At 63.1% G+C, this 25,652-nt stretch carries 26 protein-coding genes and 1 pseudogene; 20 read left to right on the top strand and 7 right to left on the bottom strand.

Annotated elements, in window-relative coordinates:
- Window positions 1-59 precede the first annotated feature (59 nt).
- The 17 genes from AC5Y31_RS07800 (at window position 60) to AC5Y31_RS07720 (ending at window position 15,736) form a co-directional block, all read left to right on the top strand.
- Complete coding sequence (locus AC5Y31_RS07800) at window positions 60-752, top strand: TetR/AcrR family transcriptional regulator (RefSeq protein ID WP_131813808.1); 693 nt, start codon at window positions 60-62, stop codon at window positions 750-752.
- A 54-nt stretch (window positions 753-806) separates the two neighbouring features.
- Window positions 807-1,913 (top strand): NDMA-dependent alcohol dehydrogenase, encoded by a 1,107-nt coding sequence (locus AC5Y31_RS07795; RefSeq protein ID WP_499979423.1) that lies wholly within the window; start codon window positions 807-809, stop codon window positions 1,911-1,913.
- A 13-nt stretch (window positions 1,914-1,926) separates the two neighbouring features.
- The gene (locus tag AC5Y31_RS07790; protein WP_084013993.1) at window positions 1,927-3,486 is read left to right on the top strand and encodes an aldehyde dehydrogenase family protein; all 1,560 of its coding nucleotides are present in this window, start codon (window positions 1,927-1,929) and stop codon (window positions 3,484-3,486) included.
- A gap of 46 nt (window positions 3,487-3,532) precedes the next feature.
- Window positions 3,533-4,576 (top strand): TIGR03617 family F420-dependent LLM class oxidoreductase, encoded by a 1,044-nt coding sequence (locus AC5Y31_RS07785; protein ID WP_499979421.1) that lies wholly within the window; start codon window positions 3,533-3,535, stop codon window positions 4,574-4,576.
- A gap of 308 nt (window positions 4,577-4,884) precedes the next feature.
- Window positions 4,885-5,751 (top strand): ABC transporter permease, encoded by an 867-nt coding sequence (locus tag AC5Y31_RS07780; RefSeq protein WP_065287615.1) that lies wholly within the window; start codon window positions 4,885-4,887, stop codon window positions 5,749-5,751.
- Window positions 5,751-6,620: an MlaE family ABC transporter permease gene (locus AC5Y31_RS07775; RefSeq protein ID WP_084013994.1), complete on the top strand. Its 870-nt coding sequence runs from the start codon at window positions 5,751-5,753 to the stop codon at window positions 6,618-6,620. Before AC5Y31_RS07780 ends, AC5Y31_RS07775 begins: the two co-directional genes overlap by 1 nt.
- 73 nt (window positions 6,621-6,693) lie before the next feature.
- A complete protein-coding gene (locus tag AC5Y31_RS07770; RefSeq protein WP_065287616.1) occupies window positions 6,694-7,674 on the top strand; it encodes an MlaD family protein in 981 nt (326 codons plus the stop codon).
- A complete protein-coding gene (locus tag AC5Y31_RS07765; RefSeq protein WP_065287617.1) occupies window positions 7,671-8,729 on the top strand; it encodes an MlaD family protein in 1,059 nt (352 codons plus the stop codon). Before AC5Y31_RS07770 ends, AC5Y31_RS07765 begins: the two co-directional genes overlap by 4 nt.
- Complete coding sequence (locus AC5Y31_RS07760; RefSeq protein ID WP_065287618.1) at window positions 8,726-9,685, top strand: MlaD family protein; 960 nt, start codon at window positions 8,726-8,728, stop codon at window positions 9,683-9,685. Before AC5Y31_RS07765 ends, AC5Y31_RS07760 begins: the two co-directional genes overlap by 4 nt.
- Window positions 9,685-10,782, top strand: a complete 1,098-nt coding sequence (locus tag AC5Y31_RS07755; RefSeq protein ID WP_084013995.1) for an MlaD family protein — start codon at window positions 9,685-9,687, stop codon at window positions 10,780-10,782. Before AC5Y31_RS07760 ends, AC5Y31_RS07755 begins: the two co-directional genes overlap by 1 nt.
- On the top strand, window positions 10,779-11,774 hold the full coding sequence (locus AC5Y31_RS07750; RefSeq protein WP_084013996.1) for an MlaD family protein: 996 nt from the start codon (window positions 10,779-10,781) through the stop codon (window positions 11,772-11,774). The genes AC5Y31_RS07755 and AC5Y31_RS07750 overlap by 4 nt, the downstream gene beginning before the upstream one ends.
- Window positions 11,771-12,724 carry an MlaD family protein gene (locus AC5Y31_RS07745; RefSeq protein WP_065287619.1) on the top strand — a complete coding sequence of 318 codons (954 nt, stop codon included), beginning with the start codon at window positions 11,771-11,773 and terminating at the stop codon, window positions 12,722-12,724. The genes AC5Y31_RS07750 and AC5Y31_RS07745 overlap by 4 nt, the downstream gene beginning before the upstream one ends.
- A 60-nt stretch (window positions 12,725-12,784) precedes the next feature.
- The gene (locus tag AC5Y31_RS07740) at window positions 12,785-13,414 is read left to right on the top strand and encodes a hypothetical protein (RefSeq protein WP_499979418.1); all 630 of its coding nucleotides are present in this window, start codon (window positions 12,785-12,787) and stop codon (window positions 13,412-13,414) included.
- Between the two features lie 33 nt (window positions 13,415-13,447).
- On the top strand, window positions 13,448-14,110 hold the full coding sequence (locus tag AC5Y31_RS07735; RefSeq protein ID WP_084013997.1) for a hypothetical protein: 663 nt from the start codon (window positions 13,448-13,450) through the stop codon (window positions 14,108-14,110).
- Between the two features lie 26 nt (window positions 14,111-14,136).
- Window positions 14,137-14,733, top strand: coding sequence for a hypothetical protein (locus AC5Y31_RS07730; protein WP_205634574.1), 597 nt, complete (start codon window positions 14,137-14,139; stop codon window positions 14,731-14,733).
- Window positions 14,730-15,125, top strand: a complete 396-nt coding sequence (locus AC5Y31_RS07725; RefSeq protein ID WP_065287622.1) for a hypothetical protein — start codon at window positions 14,730-14,732, stop codon at window positions 15,123-15,125. Before AC5Y31_RS07730 ends, AC5Y31_RS07725 begins: the two co-directional genes overlap by 4 nt.
- A 38-nt stretch (window positions 15,126-15,163) precedes the next feature.
- On the top strand, window positions 15,164-15,736 hold the full coding sequence (locus tag AC5Y31_RS07720) for a hypothetical protein (RefSeq protein ID WP_131813809.1): 573 nt from the start codon (window positions 15,164-15,166) through the stop codon (window positions 15,734-15,736).
- A gap of 54 nt (window positions 15,737-15,790) precedes the next feature.
- On the opposite strand, the gene AC5Y31_RS07715 is transcribed toward AC5Y31_RS07720, so the two are convergent.
- From AC5Y31_RS07715 to AC5Y31_RS07685, 7 genes are all read right to left on the bottom strand, one after another.
- The gene (locus tag AC5Y31_RS07715) at window positions 15,791-16,081 is read right to left on the bottom strand and encodes a DUF732 domain-containing protein (RefSeq protein WP_065287624.1); all 291 of its coding nucleotides are present in this window, start codon (window positions 16,079-16,081) and stop codon (window positions 15,791-15,793) included.
- Between the two features lie 99 nt (window positions 16,082-16,180).
- Window positions 16,181-16,837: a TetR/AcrR family transcriptional regulator gene (locus AC5Y31_RS07710; protein WP_084013999.1), complete on the bottom strand. Its 657-nt coding sequence runs from the start codon at window positions 16,835-16,837 to the stop codon at window positions 16,181-16,183.
- 113 nt (window positions 16,838-16,950) lie between these two features.
- Window positions 16,951-18,084: an acyl-CoA dehydrogenase family protein gene (locus AC5Y31_RS07705; protein ID WP_065287626.1), complete on the bottom strand. Its 1,134-nt coding sequence runs from the start codon at window positions 18,082-18,084 to the stop codon at window positions 16,951-16,953.
- Between the two features lie 13 nt (window positions 18,085-18,097).
- Window positions 18,098-19,270: an acyl-CoA dehydrogenase family protein gene (locus tag AC5Y31_RS07700; protein WP_065287627.1), complete on the bottom strand. Its 1,173-nt coding sequence runs from the start codon at window positions 19,268-19,270 to the stop codon at window positions 18,098-18,100.
- Window positions 19,271-19,928: 658 nt separating this feature from the next.
- On the bottom strand, window positions 19,929-20,345 hold the full coding sequence (locus AC5Y31_RS07695) for a nitroreductase family deazaflavin-dependent oxidoreductase (RefSeq protein ID WP_499979731.1): 417 nt from the start codon (window positions 20,343-20,345) through the stop codon (window positions 19,929-19,931).
- Window positions 20,346-20,414: 69 nt separating this feature from the next.
- Window positions 20,415-20,828: a DUF8021 domain-containing protein gene (locus AC5Y31_RS07690; RefSeq protein ID WP_065287629.1), complete on the bottom strand. Its 414-nt coding sequence runs from the start codon at window positions 20,826-20,828 to the stop codon at window positions 20,415-20,417.
- Window positions 20,828-21,979 carry a steroid 3-ketoacyl-CoA thiolase gene (locus AC5Y31_RS07685; protein WP_499979415.1) on the bottom strand — a complete coding sequence of 384 codons (1,152 nt, stop codon included), beginning with the start codon at window positions 21,977-21,979 and terminating at the stop codon, window positions 20,828-20,830. The genes AC5Y31_RS07690 and AC5Y31_RS07685 overlap by 1 nt, the downstream gene beginning before the upstream one ends.
- 118 nt (window positions 21,980-22,097) lie before the next feature.
- Between AC5Y31_RS07685 and AC5Y31_RS07680 the strand changes: the two genes are divergently transcribed.
- The 3 genes and pseudogenes from AC5Y31_RS07680 to AC5Y31_RS07670 all read left to right on the top strand — a co-directional run.
- The gene (locus tag AC5Y31_RS07680; protein WP_499979414.1) at window positions 22,098-23,342 is read left to right on the top strand and encodes a cytochrome P450; all 1,245 of its coding nucleotides are present in this window, start codon (window positions 22,098-22,100) and stop codon (window positions 23,340-23,342) included.
- Window positions 23,343-23,374: 32 nt separating this feature from the next.
- Window positions 23,375-24,622, top strand: a complete 1,248-nt coding sequence (locus AC5Y31_RS07675; RefSeq protein ID WP_499979412.1) for a cytochrome P450 — start codon at window positions 23,375-23,377, stop codon at window positions 24,620-24,622.
- Window positions 24,623-24,637: 15 nt separating this feature from the next.
- Window positions 24,638-25,627 (top strand): annotated as a pseudogene (locus AC5Y31_RS07670) (acyl-CoA dehydrogenase family protein); the annotation flags it as partial.
- Between the last annotated feature and the right edge of the window lie 25 nt (window positions 25,628-25,652).

The raw sequence follows: 25,652 nt of genomic DNA, 5'->3' as shown, positions 1-25,652 counted from the left end.
ATACTTACAATGCCTGTCTTGGTGGTGTCAACCTCGCCCTGCGCAGTTTCCCCGCAGAGGTGGCCGAGACGGCGGTCGTGGTTGAGTCAGATCGTCAGGTAACTGCGAAGATCGGTGGGGAAGAGATGTCAGGTCCGCTACGGCGACGACTACCCAAGGCAGAACGACGCGCGCTGATCTTGGAGGCGGCTCGAGAAGTGTTTCTCAGCCACGGCGTCGGTGCCACCCGTGTCGCCGATATCGCCGATGCAGCCGGGATCAACACTGCGCTGATGTATCAGCACTTCAGTTCCAAGGAGGAGCTTTTCAGCGAAGCTGTGGTGTATCCGCTGGAACAGTTGCTGGCTCGCACCGAACAGCAGACTCGAATGCTGGTCAGTGGAGCGGGCAACATCCATCAGCGGACGACGGAGGAGTTTGTGCGCGAGGTGCTGCGCATCATGGTCGAGTTGGGCCCGCTGTTCGGGACGGTGTTGTTCGGTGACCGCGAAGTCGGTAGGGCGTTCTACCGGGACCGTTTGGAACCCACGCTTAACGGCATCGTGAACCTCATCGATCGCGGCCTCCCTAACTGGCGGCACAATGAGTTCGACCCGCGCCGGACGACGGTGGCGGTCTTCGGAATGTGCTGGTTCACCGCACTGGACAGCCGCATGCGTGGCGAAACGCTTGATGTGGATGCGGCCAGTAAACAACTGACAGCGCTGATATTCAGTGGCCTGCAAGGTGATCGGGAACTCGACGTCGATTGAGAAATTGCCGTAGCACCACCTAGATGACTCCCGAGTTAGCGGAGGGCGATAACGATGAAGACCAAAGCGGCGGTCTTATGGGATAGAGACCAGAAGTGGGAGATCGAAGAAGTCGAGCTCGACGGGGCCAAGCAGGCTGAGGTCATGGTCAGGCTCACCGCCAGCGGGCTGTGCCACTCCGACAATCACATCATCACCGGAGACATGCCCTTAGTGTTGCCGGCGATCGGCGGACACGAAGGTGCCGGCGTCGTCGTCGAGGTCGGACCGGGAGTGTCTGAAGTCGCTGAAGGGGATCCGGTGGTGTTCAGTTTCGTGCCGTCCTGCGGCCGCTGCATACCATGCGTGAAAGGTATGGCCAATCTGTGTGTGCAAGGAGCGGCACTTATTGCCGGTCCTCAGCTCGACGGCACCCACCGGTTCCATGCCCGCGGTAGGGACTTGGGCCAGATGTGCATGCTCGGAACGTTCTCCGAATACACGGTGGTGCCAACGTCATCGGTGGTCAAGATTGATCCTGCACTCCCCTTGGACAAGGCCGCCCTGGTCGGGTGCGGGGTCACCACCGGCTACGGCAGCGCGGTGCGGACCGGCGAGACCCGAGACGGTGACACCGTGGTTGTGATGGGAGTCGGTGGTGTCGGAATCAATGCCGTGCAAGGTGCCCGGATCGTTGGCGCTCGCCATGTCGTGGCACTCGACCCCGTGGAATACAAGCGCATGCGTTCGCACGAATTCGGCGCAACTCACACCGCGTCCACGGTCGGTGAAGCATTCACCCTGATCGCACAACTCACGTCTGGCGAGATGGCCGACGTCTGTGTGGTCGCCACCGATTGCGCCGAAGGCGGCTATGTCGCGCAGGCGCTGAGCCTGGTCGGCAAACGTGGCCGCGTGGTGATGACCGCGACACCCCACCTCACCGAAAACACGGTGGCAATGTCGCTCGTCGACCTCATCCTGTTCGAAAAGCAGGTCCGCGGATCACTTTTCGGCTCGTCGAACCCTCACTACGACATCACTCGGATTCTGGGGCTGTACGCCAGTGGACAACTCAAACTCGATGAGTTGGTCACTCGCGAGTACGCGCTCGAGGAGATCAACCAGGGCTATGCAGACATGCATGCGGGCGCCAACCTACGCGGTCTGATCCGGTTCTGACAGTCATACGAGCATGGAGGTAGTTCACGTGCAAAAGGATTCACAATCCGCAGCCGCGCGGTCAGAGCAAGGGCCTGCCCCAATCGTCGTCACCTGCCCTGCGACCGGTGACGTGGTCGGCAGCGTACCCGTCACCCGGCCGGCCGAAGTCGATTCCATCGCCGCCCGGCTACGTGCAAACCAGCCCGCGTGGCAGGCCCTCGAAGTCAAGGGCCGGGCCCGATGGGTGGCCAAGTGGCGTGACTGGATTTTCGACCACGCCGGCGAGTTGGTGGGACTGGTACAGCAGGAGTCCGGCAAGTCCTGGGGTGACGCCAACGTCGAGACGATGGCGACCGACGTCGTCAACTATTGGATTGAGCATGCCGCTGCGTTCCTGGCGGACGAGAAGGTCCGTCCGGCCGGTCCGACGAACATCGCCAAGCGACTGACCATCTGCTACGAGCCGTATCCACTGGTAGCGGTCATCACGCCCTGGAACTATCCGCTGGCGATGCCGCTCAGCGATATCACGCCGGCGCTCCTGGCCGGTTGCGCGGTGTTGTCCAAACCCTCGGAGGTCACTCCGTTGGCCTGGCGGACCGCAGTCCTGGGCTGGAAACAGATCGGTGCTCCCGACGTACTGGAAGTTGCCATCGGTGCTGGCGAAATCGGGGCGGCGGTAGTTGATGTCGCTGATTATGTGATGTTCACCGGCTCGGTGGAAACCGGCCGCCGGGTGGCGGTGGCCGCCGCGCAACGGCTGATCCCGTGCAGCCTGGAATTGGGCGGAAAAGATGCCATGATCGTCTGCGCAGACGCCGATATCGATAGGGCTGTCGACGGTGCCGTGTGGGCCGGTTTCTTCAACGCCGGACAGACGTGCGTCTCGGTCGAGCGAGTGTATGTTGAGGCACCGGTCTATGACGAATTCGTCGAAAAACTAGTGGCCAAGACGGCCACCTTGCGCCAGGGCATGGACGCGGATCATGACTACTCGTGCGACGTCGGCGCTATGGCCAACGCAGCGCAGCTGACCATCGTCGCCGGGCACGTCGACGACGCAGTCGCCAAGGGAGCCAGGGTGCTGATCGGCGGGAAGGCTCAGGACAACGCGCTGTTCTACGAACCGACCGTATTGGTCGACGTCGATCACGATATGGACTGTATGCGCGTGGAGACCTTTGGGCCGACGCTCCCGGTGATGAAGGTGTACGACGCCCGCGAAGCGGTACAAAGAGCCAACGACTCCCGCTACGGACTGTCCGGCAGCGTCTGGACCCGCGACAAATCCAAGGGGATGGCGCTGGCCAAACTCATGAACACCGGATCGGTGAACATCAACAACGCGATTCTGTCGGTCTTCCAGTACCCGCTACCGATGCAGGGTTGGAAGGACTCGGGGCCGGGCTCACGCGCCGGCGGACCGCATGGCATCCGAAAATACTGCCGCACCAAGGGAATCGCCGCCGATCGGGTCGCGCTGAAGCGCGAGCCGTTCTGGTATCCGCATTCGTCACGAAAGGGCAGGATCCAGTCCGCCGCGTCGCGGCTGCTTCAGGCCCGTGACTGGCGGCGACGACTCGGACTCTGAGGAGCGAACACCGCAGACGCTGGGATTGCGACGAAAGGACTTGCCTATGAAGGTCGATTACTTCGTCGTCGGCGAAGCAGGGGACTGGGAACGAGCCGCCTGGGCCGAACAGCACGGATACGACGGGGTGTGGCTCCCGGAGATAACTCATGACCCGTTCCCGATGCTGGCGGTTGCCGCCACCCATACGGCCACAATCCAGTTAGGTACCTCGATCGCTTTGGCGTTCGCGCGCAATCCGATGTCACTGGCTATGGTCGCCAACGACTTGCAGCTTTACTCGGGCGGACGGTTCGTGCTCGGCGTCGGCTCGCAGATCAAGGCGCACATCACCAGGCGGTTCTCCATGCCGTGGTCGGCCCCCGCCCCGCGAATGCGCGAGTACCTGCTGGCCGTACGTGCAATCTGGCGCAGCTGGGCCACTGGCGAGCCACTGCAGTTCACTGGCGAGTACTACACACACACCCTGATGACGCCGTTCTTCAGTCCGGGACCGAACCCATATGGCAACCCGCTGATCATGCTGGCCGGTGTCGGCACGCGGATGACCGAGGTGGCCGGTGAGGTCGCCGATGGCTTTTTCGTGCACCCCTTCACCACTGAGCGTTATCTACGCGAGACGACCCTCCCCGCACTGCGCCGGGGCCGCGCAGCCGGCGGAGAGGACACCCGCGACGGTTTCGAGATCAGCGGACTGCCCTTCATCGTCACGGGGACCGACTCGGCGGCCGTGCGGGTGGCCGACGCGGCGGTGCGTAGGCAGATCGCCTTCTACGGCTCGACCCCGGCATATCGGCCGGTGCTGGACGTGCACGGCTGGGGCGATCTCGCCGAGGATCTGAGCGTGCTCTCCAAGCGCAACGCATGGGACGAAATGGGCCGCCGCATCACCGACGAGATGCTCCACGAGTTCGCGATCGTCGCACCACCCCGGCGCGTAGCCGAGGAGGTGCTCGCCAGGTATGGCGACGTCTTAACCCGCACCGGCTGCTACGCCCCCTATCCCGTGCCCGAAGGGTTCTGGCAGCCAATCATGTATGAGGTGCGGACCGGTGTCCGTGCCGGCGGTGGTGGCACCGACCGGAACTGACGGGGCGATTTCGGTTGCGTTACGACCCTCCGCATAGTAAGTATATATCTACTTATGAAGCCGAGTTGCAGAGTTCGTGGAGTTCTGCAATCGATTGACAGAGTAAGTAGTTACTGACGTAAGGTGCGTGTCATGGGTCACAGGACACTTTCTGCATGCCAACCGCTCGGCGATGAGTCACTGCAGCGCCCCCTCGAATCGCATAGCAGCTGCTCTTGCGGCGTTCCGGGCGTCGCCTGGCCGGCCCATCGGCAGGGGCGTGTCGGCCTGGCCGCGGCGGGCTTGTCTCATCGGTTTGCTGGTCATTAATGACTACGCGCGTCAACAGCGATGGATTGCCGGCCATCCCGAAGCGTGCGTTCGACGTGGCGCGGTGTCGCGCATCGCACCTCAGTGGCATCCCGCGGCGCAGCGCGGCCACGACCGGTCGAGCTGTGCAGCTGCTCGTGGACGTGTTGCGATACACGGTCACCGACGCAGTGTCGTTGCGGCTCCCGGTTCGCGAGCTTCTCGTACAGGCCTGGACGTTGCTCAAAGTGACCGCGATCCCCGGCCTGCTGATGGCGATCCCATTCGGAGCCATGGTGACGGTTGTGACGTCGGGACTAGTCAACCAAGTCGGCGCGACTTCGCTGCTCGGCGCAGCGAGTGGCGTCGGTGTAGTCCGGCAGGGCGCCCCGATCACGGCGGGACTGTTGATCGGCGGTGCGGCGGCGTCGGCCATCGCGTCGGATTTCGGGGCACGCGCGATTCGTGAAGAGCTAGAGGCAATGCGCGTCATGGGGGTCGACCCGGTACGTCGCCTGGTGGTACCGCGGTTCCTGGGCCTACTGGTGTTGGCCCCGATGCTGTGCATCTTCATCATCGCGGCCGGAACCGGCGCCGCCTTTGTCCTGGCGGTGTCAGCTAGCGGAATGTCGTCAGGAAGTTTCTGGCAGTCTTTCGGCACCTTCGCGAAGGTGACCGACATCTGGTTTGCCGTCGGTAAAACCGCCGTTTTCGCGGTGATTGTGACGATCGTGTCAACGCTTCGCGGCATGGAGGCCAAAGGAGGTCCGCGCGGCGTCGCAGATGCCGTCAACTCGTCGGTCGTCCTCAATGTTGTCTGCATCGTCTTCTCCAACCTGGCGATCACGCAATTGCAGACCATGTTCTTTCCGATGGAGGTGGCCTGATGATTCCCGCCGGTACGGCGGCGCCCTCCGGGCACATCAATACCCGGTTGATAGCGCAGCCTGTTCAGCAGGCCGGCCGAGTCGTCCGCGCCGTAGGGCAGTGGATCGTCTTCATCGCCAAGACATTCGGGCTACTTTCGATAACGCTCCGAAAATATCGGCGGGAAACGCTGCAACAGATGAACAGCCTCGCCTGGGGGCGGGGTTCGTTGATCGTCGACGGTGGCGTCGTGAGTGTGCTGCTGATCCTCGGTGTCGCCGTGGGCGCCTCTTTGGCCGTAGAGGCGTTCTCGGTCTTGAATATCATCGGATTTGGTTCGCTGTCGGGGATTGTCGCCGGAGTGGGGGCGGTACGCGTGATCGGACCGCTGGTGGGGGGCATCGCGTTTGCCTGTCAAACCGGGTGCCGGATGACCGCCGAGATCGGGTCCATGCGCATAGCCGACGAGATCGATGCCGTCGAATCGATGGGACTGCGGCCGATACCCTACGTGGTCGGAACCCGGCTGATCGGCGGGCTGGTGTGTGTGATCCCCGGATACCTCGTGACGCTGGTGACAACGTTCTACGTCATGGACGCGGTAATCCGGGTGTTTCACGATGTACCCGGCGGCACCTACAGTCACTACTTCGTCGAGTTCCTCAATCCGACCGATCTCGGCTATTCGGTTATCAAAGTAGCCGTATACTGCGTGGCCGCGACGGTTATCCATTGCTATTACGGGTATTTCGTCAGTGGCGGCCCGGTAGGCGTCGGTTTGGCCTCGGGACGCGCCGTGCGGGCGAGCCTGGTCGCGATCATGGTCCTGGACTTCGTAACCACCGTGATGCTGTGGGGCATCCGGCCTGACTTCGTATTCAAGGGGTAGGTGGGAAACGTTGTTGATACATGGATCGGCGGAGCACGAAAAGCGGACGCTGACCGTCGTTGGCATAACGGCGATGTTGTGTGCCACTGTGACCGCGCTTCTGGGCGTGACCAATCCGTTCGGGGGCCGACCGGCGGACACGATTTCGGTGATTATCGATACGCCATACGCGGGTCAGGGCGTCGCCCGCGGTACCGCGGTGGTCATGCACGGGGTGACGGTTGGGGAAGTTACGGCAGTTACCAGTCGGCCCGGCGGAGGTGTCCGGCTAGATGCGGACCTGCAACGGAAACCGGTTGCGGGATTGACCGACAGGCTGCGCATAGATTTCCGGCCCGTGAACTACTTCGGTGTCACGGGTGTCAACCTCATTGCGGGCCCAGGCGGTCAGGTACTTCACGACGGTATGCGGCTGACCGCGGTGCCGGAAGGCAACTTCACCCTCCAGGCGTTGCTGTCCCGCCTTGGTGAGGTGTCCACCGGAGTGCTGACACCTCAGCTCATCCAGGTGATCGACCGGGCCACCCGCTACACCGACGCGCTCGATCCGTTGATCGAAACCGCGTTGATCGCAGCCAATACCGTCGCCCAGGTGCAAACAGTGACCACCGAGAAACTTCTCGCAAACGCGACGGGGGTCAGTGTGGTGTTCCCGCCGGCGGTCGACGCTTTGATGGGAGCCGGCCACAATCTCATTCACGACGATGCCAATATCCAGGGACGGATTCACTCGGACTACACCGAGGAGGAATGGCAGCACCTGTTCATTCCGACGCTCGAGTTGGCGTCCGGGGGGCTTTTCGCCGACATCGGCAAGCTGGAGTCGAGTCACCTGGGTCAGTTGCTCCCGGTAACCGACACGGTCAAGGCATTGACCGATGTGGTACCGCCGTTGATCAGGCCCGAAGGCTTCGCGGAGATGCTGGCGGAGTTGCGGACCCGGTTTGAGCGGATGTACGGCGGCACTCCTGATCAACGCATGGTCCAAATCCAGATCGCTCTCGACAGTCTTCCGGGTGTAGCCGCGCCCGTCGGTGCGATGGGGGGGCCGTGATGTCGGCAACGGCAGCCTTGTGGCGGCTCGCGATTAGTGGCGTCGTCGCAGCCGTTCTGTTCATGTTGATGGTCAATGTCATTCGGCAACCGGTGGCCGCGGCGGAACGGACTTATACCGCCGAGTTCACAGATGTATCCGGGTTACATCTGGATGCCGATGTGCGGGTACGGGGAGTACGGGTGGGAAAGGTCCGCTCCGTTCAACTCGAGCGGCAGGGCGGCCACAGTATCGCCGTAGTCGCTTTCACGCTCGACAAGCGTTACGGAGTCGTGCCCGCCAGTCGCCTTGCCATCAAGTATCAAGCCTTGACCGGGTTGCGGTATGTCGATGTCGTCAATCCGGCAGAGGAGTACGCGACGGCTGATCTCGTGACGCGGGTCCCCATCGCTATGACCCAGCCGTCATTCGACATCACCGCATTGTTCAATGGGCTGCAACCGGTCATCGCAACGCTCAGTCCCGAGGAGATCAACGCCTTCGCCAGTAATGCCGTCTCATATCTGTCCGGCGACGGTGGCGGCCTGGCGCCGATGCTCGACAGCATCCACCGGCTGACGAGGTTCGTGTCGGATCGTCAGCATGTGGTGGCGGCATTAATGCGCAATCTGTCCGACGTCGCAGATTCCATCGGCGAGCATTCACAGGACCTGGTGCAGATATTGGATTGGGTCAATCGGCCGTTGGACGGCGCCCTCGACGCCATCGACGAATTCCGGAAATCCGAACTATACGGCCCCGAGTTCACCGACACCGTGGTCCGCTTGATGACAAACCTGGGGTTTCCGCCGGTCTTCAATGCTGCCACGCGTTGGCGGCTCGGACCCGATGCCGCAGTGGATGCTCCCAGCGATATCGATCTGGCGCTCGACCGTGCGATCAGCAATGTCGACAACTATATCGACGCGTTCAAGCTCGTTCCGGTTGTGGCAGAGAATATCCCGGAGCCACCGGAGTCCGGGGCGCCATTCGGGTGCACTCGCGGTCGCTTTGAGCTACCGACGCCCATGGATGTCCTGGTGAACGGCCAGAAGGTGGTCCTGTGCAATCGATGAAGCTGCTGCGGGACCCGACGCTGTGGGGAATCGGGGCGCTGTGCTCGGCCGCCGTTGTGGCACTGGTCGCGGCCATGCTCTACATCAATCCGCCGGGCGAGAAGACCGTCACCTTCTACACCGAGGACGCAGCATCGGTCCGTCCCGGTGATCAGGTCCGCATCGCCGGCATCACGGTCGGCAAGGTCAAGGACCTCGCCTTAGAGCCCGATCGGGTGCGGGTGAGGGCACAGGTCGACCAGGATGCGTTCGTCGGCGACCAATCACAGATCCAGGTGCGAATGCTCACCGTGGTCGGTGGTTACTACGTAGACCTCGTATCGCTGGGTGATTCCCCGCTGGGCGACAAACCCCTTCCGGTCGAACGCGTGACGATGCCCTACAACCTGATGCAGACCCTCGCCGACACACCGAAGATCACCGACAAGGTGGACCCCGAACCCATCAATCAGTCACTGGACCAGTTGCAGCGAGCGCTTACCGGCAGCAACCTCGATTCACTCTCGTCAATCATCGATGCCGGAAACGGTCTCGTGACCACCATAGACAGACAACGTGGTCAATTGTCCGCCATCCTCGACCTGTCCGACGAATACATCAGGTCCCTCAGCAATTACCGCGAAGGCCTCAGAGAGCTTGTCCGCAAAGCTTCTATCGTCGAACAGACTCTCGTGCTGTACGGCGAGCGATTCGGCAACTCGCTCAAGGGTATCGCCGATGTCTTCGATGCGTTAGCGCCGGTCGGTGTCTTCTACGAGAATCATCGGGACGACTTCCTGGAAAAGGTCCGTCACTACCAAGAAACCGCGCGGTACTGGGTCGAACGCAGTGGCGTAATAGTTCGGACGATCAGGTTGGTGCGCCGGAAGCTCGAACAGGTCCTGGAGGCGGAGACTGCGCCGCCAGAACTGCTGGCCACCGACCTGTGCATGCCGGTTCCGGGAGGTGCCTGCTGATGGCCACCGCGGGCCTTCGCCGGGCTTGCCGAACCGCCGCAACCACGGTTGCGGCGGGAGTGCTGGCCGTGGCTGCCGGTTCGTGCGCACTGCGTCCGGACAGTCAGCACACCGGTTATTGCGCGATCCTCCCCGACAGTGTCGGACTGTATGCCGGCAACCCGGTGACGCAGATGGGTTATCGGATCGGCAAGGTCACGGCCATCACCCCCGGGTCGCTAAATGTCCGCGTCGATTTCACGGTGGCGGAACGCCGGCTGTTTCCACACGATGTGAGGGCGATCATCAGGTCGACATCGATACTCGCCGACCGGTCGTTGGAACTGGTCGGCAACTATGACGCGGGGCCGCGGCTCCAAGCCGGCGAGTGCATTCCGATGCAACGAGCGTCCACCCCCAAGAGCCTGTCCGAAGTAATCGGCTCGGCGACAAACTTCATCAACACCGTCAACCCGAACGGATCGACGAACATCGGCGACATCGTGCGCGGGGTCGACCAAGCGGTCCACAACAACGGCGCCGGAATCAATGCGCTGCTGACCACGTCTTCGGCGTTACTGAGCAGCCCAGATCGCGCTATCGACGACATCGGATCGATCATCACCAACCTCGGAAACTTGACGTCGATACTCAAAGAGCTCCGGGGCCCACTGAAGGAGATTCTGCATGATGCAGTACAAACCATGCCGAACATCGACGAGGCGTCCGAGGGTGGCCGACGGATAGTTGAAGGGGTCGTCTGGGTCACCCCGCTTGTGGAGGATCTGGAAGTCAATCTTGGACAGGAGATTCAATTCACCCTCGATGCGACCGGGGTGGCGCTGAGGAAGCTGAGTGAGCACGCGCCCCGCACCGCAAACCTGCTGAATCCGATTCCCTGGTGGATCAACACGGCGGCCAACCATTTCAATAACCGACCCATCAGCACTCTGCGCTACCGGCCGCCGCTGTATCGCATCCACACTCCAGACGGTGTTGCGCTGTGCAACGTCATGAATGCGTCGATGGCCGGCAGCTGTGCCAACGTCCAAGGGCAGCCGTACGCCGTTGACGTCGCGCTGCTCCAGTACGTGCTCAATGCGGCGGCGAACCGATGAACTGCTGGATCCGAATCGCTGCTCTGGTCGCCGCGAGTGCCGTTGCGGTGTCGTCGTGTGCGGCCGTCGACGTCAACGTTCTGCCCCAGCCCGGAGTCTCGTACGGCAACGGCTACGAATTGGTCCTCGAATTCGAGAGCGTGCTCAACCTCCCAGATCGGGCAAAGGTGGTGATGGAGGGCACAACCGTCGGGGTTGTCACCAAGGTGACACTGAACAGCGATCGCGTGGACGTCACGTCTCGAATCGACCCGAACGTGGTGGTGCCGGCCGACATCCGCGCCTCACTGCAACAGGCCACGGTGCTGGGCGACATCTACGTCGCCCTCGAGCGTCCTCACGCCGAACAGTCGGCGACACCTCCGTTGGGGCCGGACTCGATAATTCCGCTCGCCCAGACCGTCTCGCCGCCACAAGTCGAAGACACCATCGCAAGTTTGGCGAACTTCGTGTCCAGCGGGTCCATCCAGCGGGCGCAGAACACCATCATCGGCATCAATCGCGTGACGCCTCAAGCAGAAACCGCGCGCCAGATCGCGTCACGCGTGGCCGCCGACCTCGCCGACCTCTCGAACGGTATCGAGACGGTCGACCAATGGCTCACCGGAGTTGCCGGGACCGCTCAGGTACTGCACAACCGGATCCCGACGTTCCAGGACTGGTTCTCGCCGAAGGGAATGACGGGGTTCGACCGGCTGACGGTCACCGCCGGGTATGTCGGCAAGCTACTGCCATCTGTCGGCAGCATCTACGCGAACGGCTACTGGCTGGTGCCATTGCTGGAATCGGTCGCCGATGCCATGGGCGCGATGCAGCGTGACAAACGGGCGTTCGAAGCAGAAGTGCCGGCTTGGCGGCGGTTGTTCTACGAGAACTTCCTACCGCAGGACAAGTATCCGGCGATCAACATCACGTCCATCCTGGGCCCCGACGGTCGCGAACTGTCCGGCAACGTACAAGACGTGCTGCGAATCATTGGAGCAGCGCCATGAGAGTCCGAGACATTTTGTCGTTCCTGGCTTTCGGGGTGATGATCGCATTCGGTGTCAGCTACATAGGCGCGCTCGGTGTCCGGATCGGACCGCCTTCCCACCGCACCGACATCTCGATGGTGGTGGATGACGTCAACGGACTGGTTGTCGGGTCCAAAGTCCTGCTCCGCGGTGCGCCGATCGGTGTGGTCGATCGTATCGAGTCTGCTGTGGACGGGGCCGTCGTCGATTTCTACATCGGCGACAGATTTCACGTTCCGGTTGACAGTGATGTGCGGCTCGAAAACCTGTCCGCGTTGGGGGAAACCTACCTGAGCCTGGTGCCCCGCACTCAAGACGGGCCAATGATGGGCAACGGGCACCGGATCGCAAAGGAATCCATCGCGGCGCCACCGTCGATATCGGAACTGGCGACTAGCGTCGTGCGGGTCCTTAATCAACTGGACCCCGGGGCACTCGAACGCATCGTCGGTGAGGCCGATAGTGCATTACCCGATACAAACGCGGTGTTGCCCAATCTGTCACGCACGAGCAGGATGCTCAGGAACACCGCTGCGGACATGAACGGTCGCGGACGTGAACTGCTCACCAACTTCCAGATATTGCTAGGTAATTCTGGGTGGCTTGGCCCCGTGCTCGCCGACCTCACCTTCCAGATCGACAGCTACAGCCCGCACCTTCGAACTTTGTTCAGCACTGTTCCGCCCCTTATCGCGGTAGGTGCCCCCGAGCCGCTGGTGAAGTTCAATGCGTTCCTCGCGCGGATTCAGAAGATGTTGGACGACAACGGTGGCGACTTCCAAGTGATAGGTGACAGATTTCTCCCACACATCAAGGGTATTGCCGGTGCGCTGCTGAACTTCGACACCGGTCAGATGCTGGCGAACATCTTGGCCAGCGTTCCCGAGGATGGAGCCGTCACCCTGCATGTCAGCCTTCCAGGGAGCTAGCGGGGCAGCGGTGAACGGTTCTTGCACTCAGAGTCATCGAGCGAAGTGGAGAAGGGGCCCATGACGACGATTGAGGAATCCGGCGTGGATGAATTAGATGTGTCCGGCGAGGTCCTAGCGAATGCGGATACGGAGGAAGTGCCGGCTGATGCGAAACCCATGCGGCAACTGCGATTCACCATCTCGCTGCGCAGTCTGCGGTCCGCTGCGGCGGTCGTCGCGCTGATTGTTTCCATTGGTGTGCCAGTGTGGTTATACGTTGGCGCGGAGCGCAAACTTGCCGCCCAGGCCCACCAGGCCCAGGGCCAAGCGCACGCCGAGAAGGTCGCTCTGGACTACGCCGTCGAGGCTGCAGAGATCAATTTTCAAGACCTGGGTTCGTGGCAGGCGAAACTCACCGCCGGTACCGGACCCGAGCTCAAGGAGAAGCTCACCAAAGCGGGGCGGGAAATGGAACAGATTCTCGCTCCCCTCGAATGGAGCTCGACAGCGCGTCCCCTTGCCGCCAAGGTTCGGTCGGATACCGGTGGGATCTATGTCGTCGACTGTTTCGTCAGCGTCCTGACTAAGACGGTCCAAAGCTCAGAACCGTTGCAGTCGACCGCGACGTACAGCATCACCATCGACAGCAACAACGATTGGCAAATCAGTGATGTTGGCGGGATCGGCGCTGTGGTGGAGCAGAAGTAGGCGAGGCGGGGCACGCGAGCCAAGGAGATACCGATGACCGATAGCCGTTTCCGTTCAACGAGTGTGGGGGATCGCAGCGCCCTCGCCGCCTTCGCAATCACGGTGCTGTCGACGGCGGGTGTCCTAGCTGGGCCCACTTCTCATGCGGATCCCGCGCCCGATGACGAACTCATCCGGCCACTACCTGTGATCGCCCCGGGGCCGTCGAACTGGAAACCGAAATTTCCTTTCCCCTACGACCAAACCAGGGAAAACGTCACCGACGCCGACATCACCGCACAACGGGAGATGTGTCAGTGGTACACCGCCCAGTACGAAACGCTGAGACGTCAGATCGACAGGGTGCAGTTCAACCGGATCACTCCCAACGGACCGGGTGTCATCAGCGGCGCAGGCAGTGACTGGGAGTACAGCGCCAATGGCATCCAAGAGCAGGTTGACATCGTCACTGCAAATATCGACCAGGCGGTCGAGTTCCTCGCCCCAAGGGCGCAGGCGCTGACTCAGAGTCACGACGCCACCGGAGACACCTACTTCCCGATCTACGAAGGAGAAAGCTTCTATCTACTGTGGCAGCACCTTTCCAACGTGAACGATGGTATCAAGGCCCATCAACCCGATTGGTTCACCGGCCCGTCCGTCCTCAGGGTGAAGCGCTGGGGTACCAGGATCAGTCGTTCGCATGTCTGCGACTAGACGGAAACTCGAACACAGGAGAACAAGTGATTCTTACCCGCGCGGTTGACTTTGGCGGCCTTCGCATCCGTGGCCCGATAGGTAGTGGGACCGCTCAACTCGGCGCGGTGGCGGTCTGCTTTGTCGGTCTCGTCCTCGCGCCGCCGGCGCACGCGGATTCGGTGGCGGCGGTGAAAGCTGCGGTCATATCAGCGCGCGATGAAACATCATGCGCGGCCCTGCGATATGACCTGGTTGTTGAGCAGGCTGCCGAGGTCTTCAATCGAATGACGGACGATTACCTCGATCACACCGCAACCCGAGTGCAGAATAAGGATACGCGGCCTGGTTCGATTCCCGACCCCGTACCAGGCCTAAAGGATCTCGGCTACCCCGCCACCAAGGCATTCCTGCTTCAGGGTGCCAACCACAACGGCGCATCCGCGATTAAAGCCGCGCTGCTGCAGGGGTACGCGGCCGGCAAGATCGACGACTGTTCTTACACCGACTTCGGCGTGAGCATGCGCTACAACGAACGGACAGGCTATAACCTGGCCGCGGTGATCCTGGCGGCGCCCCAGCACTTTCACTCGATCGGTTCGGTTGTCCGATCCGATGTTGCTGATATGGAGGAGGATCAATGACCCGCAGCACGCTCCTCGTGGCTGTGTTGGTGGCCGGTATCTCCGTCGTCGCGCCGAATCCAGTCGCATGCGCCGACGACAACGTGACGTACGAGGTTGTTTCAGATTCCGTCACCAGCGCGAATCTGGAGTATTTCGATGGTATGACGCGCAGATCACTCGAAGATGTGCCGCTACCGTGGCGGACCGAGGCTGCCATATCCAATCCGCGCAGCTGGGCCACAGACGGCGCAGAGATTCGGGCGGATTGGCGAAAGAGTATCGCGACTCCAGTGTGGCGACCGGGCAAGTGGGTCACAGTCCGCATCTACATCGGCAATCAACTGCGCTGCCAGAACACCTTGGATGTTGGTAACGCGGCATGCTACGGCAGCACGTCGTTCAAATCGTGACTGTCGGGTGTGGGCGAAGACGGGAGACCGTACCAGAGATGGCGGTGATCGCGATGCGTAGGGCCCGGGGGTGGTCAGTGGGTGCGGGATTGATCGGCTCGCTGCTCTACATGGCGACACCCGCACCGGCCGATCCGGCCGGTGGTGCATTGGCGAGCCCTTTTCCGGAGATCGAGCACATCACCGGGTGGTATGAACACCTCGCAGCGGATGAGTTCGTCGTTGCCGGTCGTCCTGGGATCTGGTTTCTGTCGCCGGCTGGACTCAATTGTGGGATCTGGGTTTGGGGAAGTTTCGGCTGCCAAGGCCAAATCCCGGGTGCGCCTCCAGGCGACAATCACATCGCGTGGTTCAACGGCAACCGATCGGTTCACCACGGCTGGACGGCAGCCATGCAGTTCCCCGCCGGACAAGCGGTGCGGGCGCTGCCGCCCCGAAGCTACGTGACATTCGAGTCGACGACGTGTGCCGTCACGCCCGACGGGAACACCTATTGCGAACATGGTGCGAACAAGTTCATGATCACGTCGCAGGGCACCTGGTTCAAGGGTTGGGATGATCGACGGTCCCAGGCCTGTAATGCTTATGGGTCCTGTGTCCCGGACTGGTGAATCGACAGTGTTCCGCCTCGTTATCCTGGGCCCCAGCCGGTTTCAGGCCGCACCTCAACCGAGAGTGTCCGGGCACAGCTCTGCCTGTGCGGCGGCGATCACCTGCGCCAGGTGGCTCACTGGCAGGTAGCGGTATGCAGTGTCCTCGGGGCCGAGGCCGCGATGCAGGGAGTCGCAGATCATCTGCCCGTCGTGTACTACCTCTCCGGCCGGCAAGGGTATCGAAACTCGTTCTTCCCGTAATCTCGCTAGAAAGTTGGATTCCTCGGCGGTCAGGTAGCCGTTGAATACCCAGCCCTGGTCGTCGGCGCGTGCCGGCGCCGTCGGCGACAGCTGGGCAGTCACCAAAACGGCGGCGAGAGTACAGGCCCGTGCCGGTCGTGCCAGCTGTCTCATGTTCAGTCCTTTCGCCGGCAGCGCTAAGCGGCGTGGCTCGCGTGTCGTTCACACATCATGGTCTGCGCCTACGCCCTCGAGAAGCATCGATGTGATAGCCCTCGCCGTCTCTGCTCGGTCGCGGGTATGCCCACACAGTCGGTCGGCGGTACTGATAAACCACGTCATCCCCACCGTTGACCGCACTAGCAGGTCGACATCGAACTCCTTGTGCCGCCACGCCGAAAAGTTGGCTTGGACGACACGCTCGACGTCCTTCAGTGAGGGGTCAATGCGATTGCGGAAGTACTCCGCAGCACGGTCCGCTTGCCCGAATAGCATCACTCCCAGGAGCGACCCGATCTCGTCCATCACACCAAGCAGGTCGTACAGAAACTGGTAGGTGCGTTCGTACATCACGACGCCACTGACGTCGAATTCCTCCGGAGGGTCACCGGACAACTCGACCAACTTGCCCACTGCTTCTTCGAGAGGTGCAGCAACCGCAGCTTCGAACAGGTCCTCTTTCGACCCGAAGTGGCGGTAGAGCAGTGCCTCGTTTACGCCAGCTGCCGCCGCTAGATCACGGGTACGGGCTCCATCAAAGCCGGATTGCTCAAAGACCTGGCGTGCCGCATTGATGATCTGTTCCCTGCGCTGGTCTGCGGACAGGCGAGATTGCGGGTTTGGGTACGAATCGCGGCCCCCGGCTGATTTAGACGGCATCGGAGCGCGACGGGGTAAGTGAATACTTCACGCCAGTGAGCTTACCCCGCAGCGTCAAGCCATTCCGCGAATGCAGCGCCGGCGACGGGGTAGGACTGGGCATGGGCAAGCGGCTATCCGGCAAGGGTGATCATGTCGTGGCCGTTGAGATCAGCCGCAAGGAAGCGGAGGTGATCTTCCTCGCCGCCGAGGGTGTGTCCGATGGCCGTCAGGCGTGAGAGGTAGTGGCCTACCGGGTATTCGGCAGTGATCCCGATACCGCCGTGCATCTGGACGGCTTCCTGGCCGATATGCCGTGCGGCGCTGCTAATCTGGAGCTTCGCTCGTGAGCTGACGCGCGGGTCGACGATGCCGTCGGCCAGCGACATTGTCGCGTAAAGGCTCATGCTGGACGCCAGTTCCAACGAGACGTACATATCAGCGGCGCGCTGGGCGAGGGCTTGGAACTTGGCGAGTGAAACACCGAACTGCTTTCGCTGCCTAAGGTATTGGCCCGTCAGCCTCAGCGCCTCGGTCATCACACCGATAGCTTCGGCGCACAGGCCGGTCTGGGCGCGAACGTGCGCGCCGGTGACCGCCGCGGATGCATCCCCGCCGTTGCCGAGGGGAACTGCGGGCGCGTCCGTGAAGGTGAACTGCGCGCCTCCAAGTCCGTCGTGGGTCGCGTAGCCGTGGCGGGACACACCGGCACCCTCGGCCGCAGTCAGAAACAGTCCGATCCCGCCGTCCGGGCGTGTGGCTGTGACAACCAGGTCGTCCGCGCAGTCGCCACGCAGCACCGGATTCTTGGTCCCGGTGATCACCCAGCCCTCGCTGGTGTGGGTGGCGAAGGTGGCCACATTGTCGTAAGGCCAGCGGCTGCCAGGCTCGCTGTGGGCGAAAGCCATCAGCATTGCGCCTTCGGCGATGAGGGGAAGGTAGTACGCGTGCTGCGTCGGCGAGCCGGCGTCGGCGATGAGCCCGCCACAGGTGATGACGGTGTCCAGGAAGGGTTCCGGCGCCAGTGCGCGACCGATCTCGGTCATCACAGACATGCATTCGACCGGCCCGGCTCCCATTCCGCCAGCCGCTTCCGGGAAAGGCAGGCCGAGAATTCCGAGTTCGGCGAACTGATTCCACACCGTCGGATTCCATCCGCGTGCGGTGGTGCTGACGGCGTTGCGGGTCTCGATATCGTAGGTGCGAGCGAGAAGCTCGCGCGTAGTGTCGCGCAACATGGCTTGTTCGACATTGAGTTCGAAATTCATGGGTGGTAGACGCTCACAGTCCGAGGATCGAGGATGAGATGATATTGCGCTGGACTTCGCTGGAACCGCTGTAGATGGAAACCTTGCGATAGTTCAGGTAGCGGCGTGTGGCGCGCTGCGCCCACGTCGGTGACGCGATGGCGTCGGCGAAGTAGGGGAGCGCATCGGGGCCCGCGGTGTCCATCAGGATCTCCGTCGCGGCCTGTTGCAGCTCGGAACCGCGCAACTTGAGCAGCGAGGACGCCGGATTGGGCTTGCCGTTCGCGGAGCCGGCCACCACCCGCAGCTGAGTCAACTCCAAAGCCAGTAGCTCGTTCTCAATCCTTGCCAGCCGGGCGGCGAACAGAGGGTCGTCGACCAAACGGCGATCGCCGAGCCGGATATGGGCGGCACGTTTTTTTGCCTGTGACACCAGGACTTTGGAGGCGCTGACGCGGGTGACGCCGGTCCGCTCGTTTCCGAGCAGGAACTTCGCGTAGTTCCATCCGGCGTTCTCCTCGCCGACAAGGTTTTCGGCCGGCACCCGCACGTCCTCGAACCAGACTTCGTTGACCTCGTAGCTGCCGTCGATCAGCTTGATCGGCCTCAGGGTGATGCCGGGGGTGGTCATGTCTATTAGTAGAAACGAGATTCCGGCCTGGCGCTTCGGGGCGTTCGGGTCAGTGCGTACCAGACAGAAGATCCAGTCGGCGTGCTGGCCGAGGGTGGTCCAGGACTTTTGGCCGTTGACGACGTAGTCCTGCCCGTCGCGATCCGCGCGGGTCTTGAGCGAGGCCAGGTCGGAACCGGCCTCCGGCTCGGAAAATCCCTGACACCACCAGATATCGAGATTCGCGGTGCCGGGCAGGAATCGCTGCTTCTGCTCTTGCGAGCCGAATGCTGCGATCACGGGGCCGACCATGTCGGTGTTGAACGACAGTGGATCCAGGACCGATGCCAACTGCATCTCGTCACGCCAGATGTGCCGTTGCACCGGCGTCCAGTCTTTGCCGCCCCACTCCGTCGGCCAGTGCGGAACGGCGAGGCCGTGCGCGTTGAGGATCTGTTGGGACGTGACGAAGTCTTCGCGACTCAATTCGTCGCCGTTTGCCACGCGAGCCCGGAGGTCGGCGGGTACCTGCGTGGTGAAGAACGCGCGCATTTCATCGCGGAAGGCGAGCTCTTCGGCGGTGAGCTTCAGGTTCATTGCGTGCTTTCCAGGAAGGGACGAGTAAGTAAGTATGCACATACTTAACGGCTAAAGCGTGCCCCGGCTGACCGCGGTCTGTCAAGAGGGGCGGCCGGATGTCTTGGTCAACAACGCCGGTGCTGCCCGGCCACCAGACCTGGCCGGTGGCGCGACGGGCTTTGCCGGTCCCAGACGGCGGCGAGCTCGTTGAATACGGCGGCCGCGAACTAGGCTAAAGCGAAGCCGAGCTCGTCTACGCGGGCCAAGAATCACCGCGGTGATCGTCTGGGGTCACCGCCCAGGGCGGCCTGGCTGGGGGTGGTGGGTCAGCCAGTTGCGGCGCAATGATCAGGTCCGGAAGTGGACGAAAAGTTTGGTGAGTAATCCCGGATTCTTCGGCACTGGGTGCCCGCCCCAACTGATCATGTCCAGCCGTCAGTCGGATCGCCTCGCACCTCGATGACGCCGGTCGGGACAGCCACGGTCCGGTGGTGAGGGCCTGGTTGAGGCCAGCGGAAAATCGGAGTTCTTGACGTTCATCAACATCAGAACACGAGCGACGCTGCGTGCGCGGTCGCAGTGCCTGCGAACAGTGCCAGTGCGGCCGCCGAAGCGGCGATGGCAACGAACCGGTGGGTCGGCATGCGCAGCAGCAACCTGGCTGCCCGCACCGCTGTCACGGCTCGCAGATGACGATCGGGATCTCGCGGTCGGTCCAGGCCCGGTAGTTGACGAAGTCGGGGTACATCGCGTCGAGCTTCGGCCAGTAGGCGGCCCGCTCCGACTCGCTGGCGTCCCGGGCGCGCAGCGCCAGGACCTCGTTGCGGATCCGGAACGACACCTGCGGGTTGGCTTTCAGATTCAGGTACCACATCGGGTTGGTGGCGCGACCCCCCTGGGAAGCCACCAGGATCACCCGGTCGCCCTCCCGCAGGAACAGCAACGGAGACTCACGGGGCTGACCGGTCTTGCGTCCGGTGGTGGTGAGGATGCCGACTTCGGGGACCTCTCCGAAATGTTTGGTACCCAACCGCCACTTGCCGCCGATCCGGCCGCCGGTGGCCTTGTAGGCCCAGGTATTGGCCCGGGACATCCACTTGATGATGGTGCCGGTGACCGGCGAGTCCAGTGACTTCGGCTTCTCTGGTGTCTCCACAGCACCCTAACGTTGCACGAACGGACGGATCCCGGCCCGGATGTGGTGGATGACGGCGGTCCCGTCCGGGCTGTCGGCGGGAATGACGAACACCTCGTCGACATGGGCGCACACGCGCCGCCCGAACAGCGACGGCTTGGTGATGATGTCGTAGACCGCCCGCACCTCGTCGCCGTCGACGCTGTAGTCGGGCAGCGTGGCGGCCGCGATCAGCCGGAACTGTGGCCCGCGATTCAAGCTGCGGCGCAAGTGTTTTCCGGAGAATCCGGTCTTGAGGCCGACTTCGATTCGGGTGCAGTCCGGGGAGAACCGGACCGCGGAGGCATCGTGGCTGACCAGCGCGTCGATGTAGGCCTGGGCCGCCGCGATGCGATCGGCTTTCGAAACCGGCTTCGAGACAGGCTCCGACACCGCCGCCACTAGATCCGCTCGATGATGGTGCCGGTCGACAACGCACCGCCCGCGCACATGGTGATCAGCGCGGTCGAGGAGTCGGTCCGCTCGAGCTCGTGCAGCGCGGTGGTGATCAGCCGGCTGCCGGTGGAACCCACCGGGTGCCCCAGGGCGATCGCCCCGCCGTTGACGTTGACCCGGGCCATGTCGGGGTTGTGCACCGCGGCCCAGGACAGCACCACCGAGGCGAACGCCTCGTTGATCTCGACCAGGTCGATGTCGCCGATCTTCATCCCGGCCTTCTCCAGCACCTTGGCGGTGGACTGCACCGGGCCGTCCAGGTGGTAGTAGGTCTCGGCGCCGACGTTGGCCTGGCTGATGATCCGGGCCCGCGGCTTGAGGCCCAGGGCCTTGGCCTTGTCTTCGTCCATCCACAGCACCGCGGCGGCGCCGTCGGAAATCTGCGACGAGGTGCCGGCGGTGTGGATACCGCCCTCCATGACGGGCTTGAGTGCCGCAAGGCCCTCGGCCGTGGTCTCACGCAGGCCCTGGTCGCGGCTGACGGTGTTCCACTCGGAGGTGGGCTGCTTGTTCTCGTCGATCACCGGGGCCTCGATCGGGGAGATCTCCCGGTCGAACCGGCCCTCGGCCCAAGCCTGCTTGGCCAGCTGCTGAGACCGCAGCCCGAGCGCGTCCACGTCGGCGCGGGTGATGCCCCGGCGCTTGGCGATCCGTTCGGCGGCCTCGAACTGGTTGGGCAGGTCGATGTCCCAGGACGCTGCGCGAGCGCCGCCGCCGTTGGCGCCGAGCGGCACGCGGCTCATCGCCTCGATGCCGCAGGCGATGCCGATGTCGATGGCGCCGGTGGCGATGAGGCCGGCGATCAGGTGGTTGGCCTGCTGCGCGCTGCCGCACTGGCAGTCGATGCTGGTGGCGCCGACATGCTCGGGCAGCCCGGCCACCAGCCAGGACTGCCGGGTGACGTTGTTGCCCTGCTCGCCGAACTGGGTGACACAGCCGCCGATGACCTGCTCGACGCTGCCCGCGTCGATCCCGGCCTTGGTGATCAGTGCCTTCTGGACCGCGCCGAGAAGTTCGGTGGCGTGCAGGCCGGACAGCCAGCCGTTACGTTTACCGATGGGGCTGCGAGTGGCTTCGACGATGACAGGTTTACCCATGGGGCCAGGCTAGAACACGTTTCATTAGTCTGACAAGCGACGATGTGAAGACCCCTTTGGTCTATGGTGAGGCCATGTTTTACTGCTACTAGAACGCGTTGCATTTAGGAGTCCGTCGATGTCGAGTATCAAACTGCCTCCGGGGTTCGACTTCACTGACCCGGAGATCTACGCCGAACGGCTCCCCGATGCGGAGTTCGCCGAAGTGCGCGCCGCCGCCCCCATCACCTGGATCGAGCAGCCGGACGATAAGAGCGGTGGATTCAAAGACGGCGGCTACTGGGCGATCACCAGCCACCACGACGTCAAAGAGGTGTCCCGGCTCGACGAGGTCTTCTCGAGCGAGATCAACGGCGCCATCCCGCGCTACAACGACGACATCGAGCGGGAGAACATCGACGTCGGCCGGCTGTTGATGCTCAACCAGGACGCCCCGCGGCACACCCGGCTGCGCCGGATCGTCTCGCGCGGTTTCACCCCGCGCCACATCCTGCCGCTGCACGACGAGTTGCAGGAGCGGGCCCAGGGCATCGCCAAGGAGGCCCTGGCCAAGGGCACCGGCGACTTCGTGGTGGAGGTGGCCTCCGAGCTGCCGCTGCAGGCGATCGCCGGTCTGATGGGGGTGCCGCAGGAAGACCGCGGCAAGCTGTTCAACTGGACCAACCAGATGACGTCCTACGACGACCCCGAGTACGCCCACTACGACCCGAAGACCTCGTCGATGGAGATCATCTCCTACGGGTTGCAGCTGGCCGAGATGAAGCGGCAGAACCCCGGTCAGGACATCGTCACCACACTGATCGAGGCCGACATCGACGGCGAGAAGCTCAACGATGACGAGCTGGGATTCTTCATCATCCTGCTGGCGGTCGCCGGTAGCGAGACGACGCGTAACTCGATCACCCAGGGCATGATGGCGTTCACCGAATTCCCCGAGCAGTGGGAGCTTTTCAAGTCTCAGCGCCCGGAGACCACCGCCGACGAGGTGGTGCGCTGGGCCACCCCGGTGACGTCGTTCCAGCGCACCGCAACTCGCGACTACGAGCTGTCCGGGGTGAAGATCAAGCAAGGCCAGCGGGTGGTGATGTTCTACCGCTCGGCCAACTTCGACCCCGAGGTCTTCGACAACCCGCAGCAGTTCAACATCCTGCGTGACCCCAACCCGCACGTCGGCTTCGGCGGCACCGGTGCGCACTACTGCATCGGCACCCACCTGGCCCGGATGTCGGTGAACCTGATGTTCAACGCCATCGCCGACCAGATCCCCGACCTCAAGCCGCTGGGCGCTCCGGAACGACTGCGCTCGGGCTGGCTCAACGGGATCAAGCACTGGCAGGTCGACTACACCGGCAAATCCGTCTGAACCACCGAACCAACACGGAGGTTAGTTCTGTCATGTCCACCCTTCCCCCCGGATTCGACTTCCTCAACCCCGACGTCATCGTCGAGGGCATCCCCGAGCAGGAGTTCGCGCAGCTGCGCAAAACGGCGCCCGTGTGCTGGATCGAGCAAGCCCCTGGCAAGGGCGGCGGATTCAACGACGGCGGTTACTGGGCGGTCACCAAGCTCGCCGACGTCAAAGAGGTGTCGCTGCGCAGCGATGTCTTCTCCAGCTACGAAAACTGTGTGATCCCACGGTTTCCCGACGACATGCAGCGCGAGAACATCGAGGTTCAGCGGTTCGTGATGCTGAACATGGACGCGCCGCACCACACCCGGCTGCGCCGGATCATCTCGCGGGGCTTCACCCCGCGGGCCATCGGCCGGCTGCGCGACGAACTCCACGAACGGGCGCAGGCGATCGTCAAGGACGCCGCCGCGGCGGGCAGCGGTGACTTCGTCGAGCAGGTCTCCTGCGAACTGCCGCTGCAGGCGATCGCCGGACTGCTCGGGGTGCCGCAGGAGGACCGGGACAAGTTGTTCCAGTGGTCCAACGAGATGACCGGCAGCGAGGACCCGGAATACGCCGACATCGACCCGCAGGCCTCGTCGGTTGAATTGATCCAGTACGCCATGCAACTGGCCGCCGCCAAGGCGGAGAACCCCGGCGAAGACATCGTCACCACCCTGATCAACGCCGACATCGACGGCGAGAAGCTCTCCGACGACGAGTTCGGCTTCTTCGTGGTGATGCTGGCGGTGGCCGGCAACGAGACCACCCGCAATTCGATCACCCACGGCATGATCGCGTTCTCCGAGCACCCCGAGCAGTGGGAGTTGTTCAAGTCCGAGCGCCCGGCGACCACCGCCGACGAGATCGTGCGGTGGGCCTCCCCGGTGATCTGCTTCCAGCGCACCGCCCTGGAGGACTACGAATTGTCCGGAGCTCAGATCAAAAAGGGCCAGCGGGTGGTGATGTTCTACCGCTCGGCCAACTTCGACGAGGACGCCTTCGACGAACCATTCAGCTTCAACATCCTGCGGGATCCGAACCCGCACGTCGGGTTCGGCGGCACCGGTGCGCACTACTGCATCGGCACCCACCTGGCCCGGTTGACGATCGACCTGATCTTCAACGCGGTCGCCGACAACGTGCCCGACCTCGCGCCGCTGGCCTCCCCGGAACGGCTGCGGTCCGGATGGCTCAACGGCATCAAGCATTGGCAGATGGACTACACCGGCAAATGCCCGGTGGGCCACTAGTTTTAAGGAGATTCGGTGGACTTCAGTCCAGATCCGGAACAGCAGGCAGTCGCCGACGTCGTCACGTCGGTGCTCGACCGGGACAACAACTGGGAGGCGCTGGTCGCCGGCGGCGTGACGGCACTCGCGGTGCCCGAGCGGCTCGGCGGTGACGGTGTCGGCCTGTCGGAGGTGGCCACGGCGCTCACCGAGATCGGCCGGCACGGAACCATCAGCCCCGCGCTGGCCACCCTCGGGTTCGGTCTGGTGCCGCTACTGGAGCTGGCCAGCGAGGCCCAGCAGGACCGCTACCTGGCCGGGGTGGCCAAGGGTGCGGTGCTGACCGCTGCGCTCGACGAGCCGGCCGCCGCGCTGCCGGAGCAGCCCGGAGTTCGGCTTTCCGGTAACCGGTTGTCCGGCACCAAAATCGGTGTGCCCTTCGCCGCGCAGGCCGAGTGGATGCTGGTCACCGCCGACTCCGGTGTCGCGGTGATCTCACCGAAGGCGCCCGGAGTGCAGCTGACCAAGACCCCGACCGCCAACCACAGCGACGAGTACGTGGTGGTCTTCGACGGCGCCGAGGCCGACGCGGTGCTCGACGGGGCGTCGGTACACCGGGTTAACCAGTTGGCACTGGCCATGATCGGCGCGTACACCTCCGGGCTGGTGGCCGGTGCACTGCGGCTGACCGCCGACTACGTCGGCAGCCGTGAGCAATTCGGCCGGCCGCTGTCGACGTTCCAGACGGTCGCCGCGCAACTCTCCGAGGTCTACATCGTCTCGCGCACCATCACCCTGGCGGCGACGTCGGTGGTGTGGCGGCTGGCCAACGGCCTGGACGCCGGCGACGACCTCGGGGTGCTCGGCTACTGGATCACCTCGCAGGCGCCCCCGGTGATGCAACTCTGCCATCACCTGCACGGCGGGATGGGTATGGATGTCGACTACCCGATGGACCGCTACTACTCCACGATCAAAGACCTGAACCGCCTGCTGGGCGGGCGGTCGCATCGTCTCGACCTGGTGGAGGTCGCGAACGCCGCGGAGCCCG

The organism is Mycobacterium sp. NGS18 (assembly GCF_059813185.1).
The sequence above is the reverse complement of the archived record's forward strand: the minus strand, read 5'-3'. Positions and strand labels throughout refer to the sequence as shown.

Excerpts from the sequence above, each read along its gene's own strand:
- AC5Y31_RS07795 (WP_499979423.1), top strand. The coding sequence starts at position 807 with ATGAAGACCAAAGCGGCGGTCTTATGGGATAGAGACCAGAAGTGGGAG.
- AC5Y31_RS07790 (WP_084013993.1), top strand. The coding sequence starts at position 1,927 with ATGGAGGTAGTTCACGTGCAAAAGGATTCACAATCCGCAGCCGCGCGG.
- AC5Y31_RS07785 (WP_499979421.1), top strand. The coding sequence starts at position 3,533 with ATGAAGGTCGATTACTTCGTCGTCGGCGAAGCAGGGGACTGGGAACGA.
- AC5Y31_RS07780 (WP_065287615.1), top strand. The coding sequence starts at position 4,885 with ATGACTACGCGCGTCAACAGCGATGGATTGCCGGCCATCCCGAAGCGT.
- AC5Y31_RS07775 (WP_084013994.1), top strand. The coding sequence starts at position 5,751 with ATGATTCCCGCCGGTACGGCGGCGCCCTCCGGGCACATCAATACCCGG.
- AC5Y31_RS07770 (WP_065287616.1), top strand. The coding sequence starts at position 6,694 with ATGTTGTGTGCCACTGTGACCGCGCTTCTGGGCGTGACCAATCCGTTC.
- AC5Y31_RS07760 (WP_065287618.1), top strand. The coding sequence starts at position 8,726 with ATGAAGCTGCTGCGGGACCCGACGCTGTGGGGAATCGGGGCGCTGTGC.
- AC5Y31_RS07755 (WP_084013995.1), top strand. The coding sequence starts at position 9,685 with ATGGCCACCGCGGGCCTTCGCCGGGCTTGCCGAACCGCCGCAACCACG.
- AC5Y31_RS07750 (WP_084013996.1), top strand. The coding sequence starts at position 10,779 with ATGAACTGCTGGATCCGAATCGCTGCTCTGGTCGCCGCGAGTGCCGTT.
- AC5Y31_RS07745 (WP_065287619.1), top strand. The coding sequence starts at position 11,771 with ATGAGAGTCCGAGACATTTTGTCGTTCCTGGCTTTCGGGGTGATGATC.
- AC5Y31_RS07740 (WP_499979418.1), top strand. The coding sequence starts at position 12,785 with ATGACGACGATTGAGGAATCCGGCGTGGATGAATTAGATGTGTCCGGC.
- AC5Y31_RS07735 (WP_084013997.1), top strand. The coding sequence starts at position 13,448 with ATGACCGATAGCCGTTTCCGTTCAACGAGTGTGGGGGATCGCAGCGCC.
- AC5Y31_RS07725 (WP_065287622.1), top strand. The coding sequence starts at position 14,730 with ATGACCCGCAGCACGCTCCTCGTGGCTGTGTTGGTGGCCGGTATCTCC.
- AC5Y31_RS07720 (WP_131813809.1), top strand. The coding sequence starts at position 15,164 with ATGGCGGTGATCGCGATGCGTAGGGCCCGGGGGTGGTCAGTGGGTGCG.
- AC5Y31_RS07710 (WP_084013999.1), bottom strand. The coding sequence starts at position 16,837 with ATGCCGTCTAAATCAGCCGGGGGCCGCGATTCGTACCCAAACCCGCAA.
- AC5Y31_RS07705 (WP_065287626.1), bottom strand. The coding sequence starts at position 18,084 with ATGAATTTCGAACTCAATGTCGAACAAGCCATGTTGCGCGACACTACG.
- AC5Y31_RS07700 (WP_065287627.1), bottom strand. The coding sequence starts at position 19,270 with ATGAACCTGAAGCTCACCGCCGAAGAGCTCGCCTTCCGCGATGAAATG.
- AC5Y31_RS07695 (WP_499979731.1), bottom strand. The coding sequence starts at position 20,345 with ATGTCCCGGGCCAATACCTGGGCCTACAAGGCCACCGGCGGCCGGATC.
- AC5Y31_RS07685 (WP_499979415.1), bottom strand. The coding sequence starts at position 21,979 with ATGGGTAAACCTGTCATCGTCGAAGCCACTCGCAGCCCCATCGGTAAA.
- AC5Y31_RS07680 (WP_499979414.1), top strand. The coding sequence starts at position 22,098 with ATGTCGAGTATCAAACTGCCTCCGGGGTTCGACTTCACTGACCCGGAG.
- AC5Y31_RS07675 (WP_499979412.1), top strand. The coding sequence starts at position 23,375 with ATGTCCACCCTTCCCCCCGGATTCGACTTCCTCAACCCCGACGTCATC.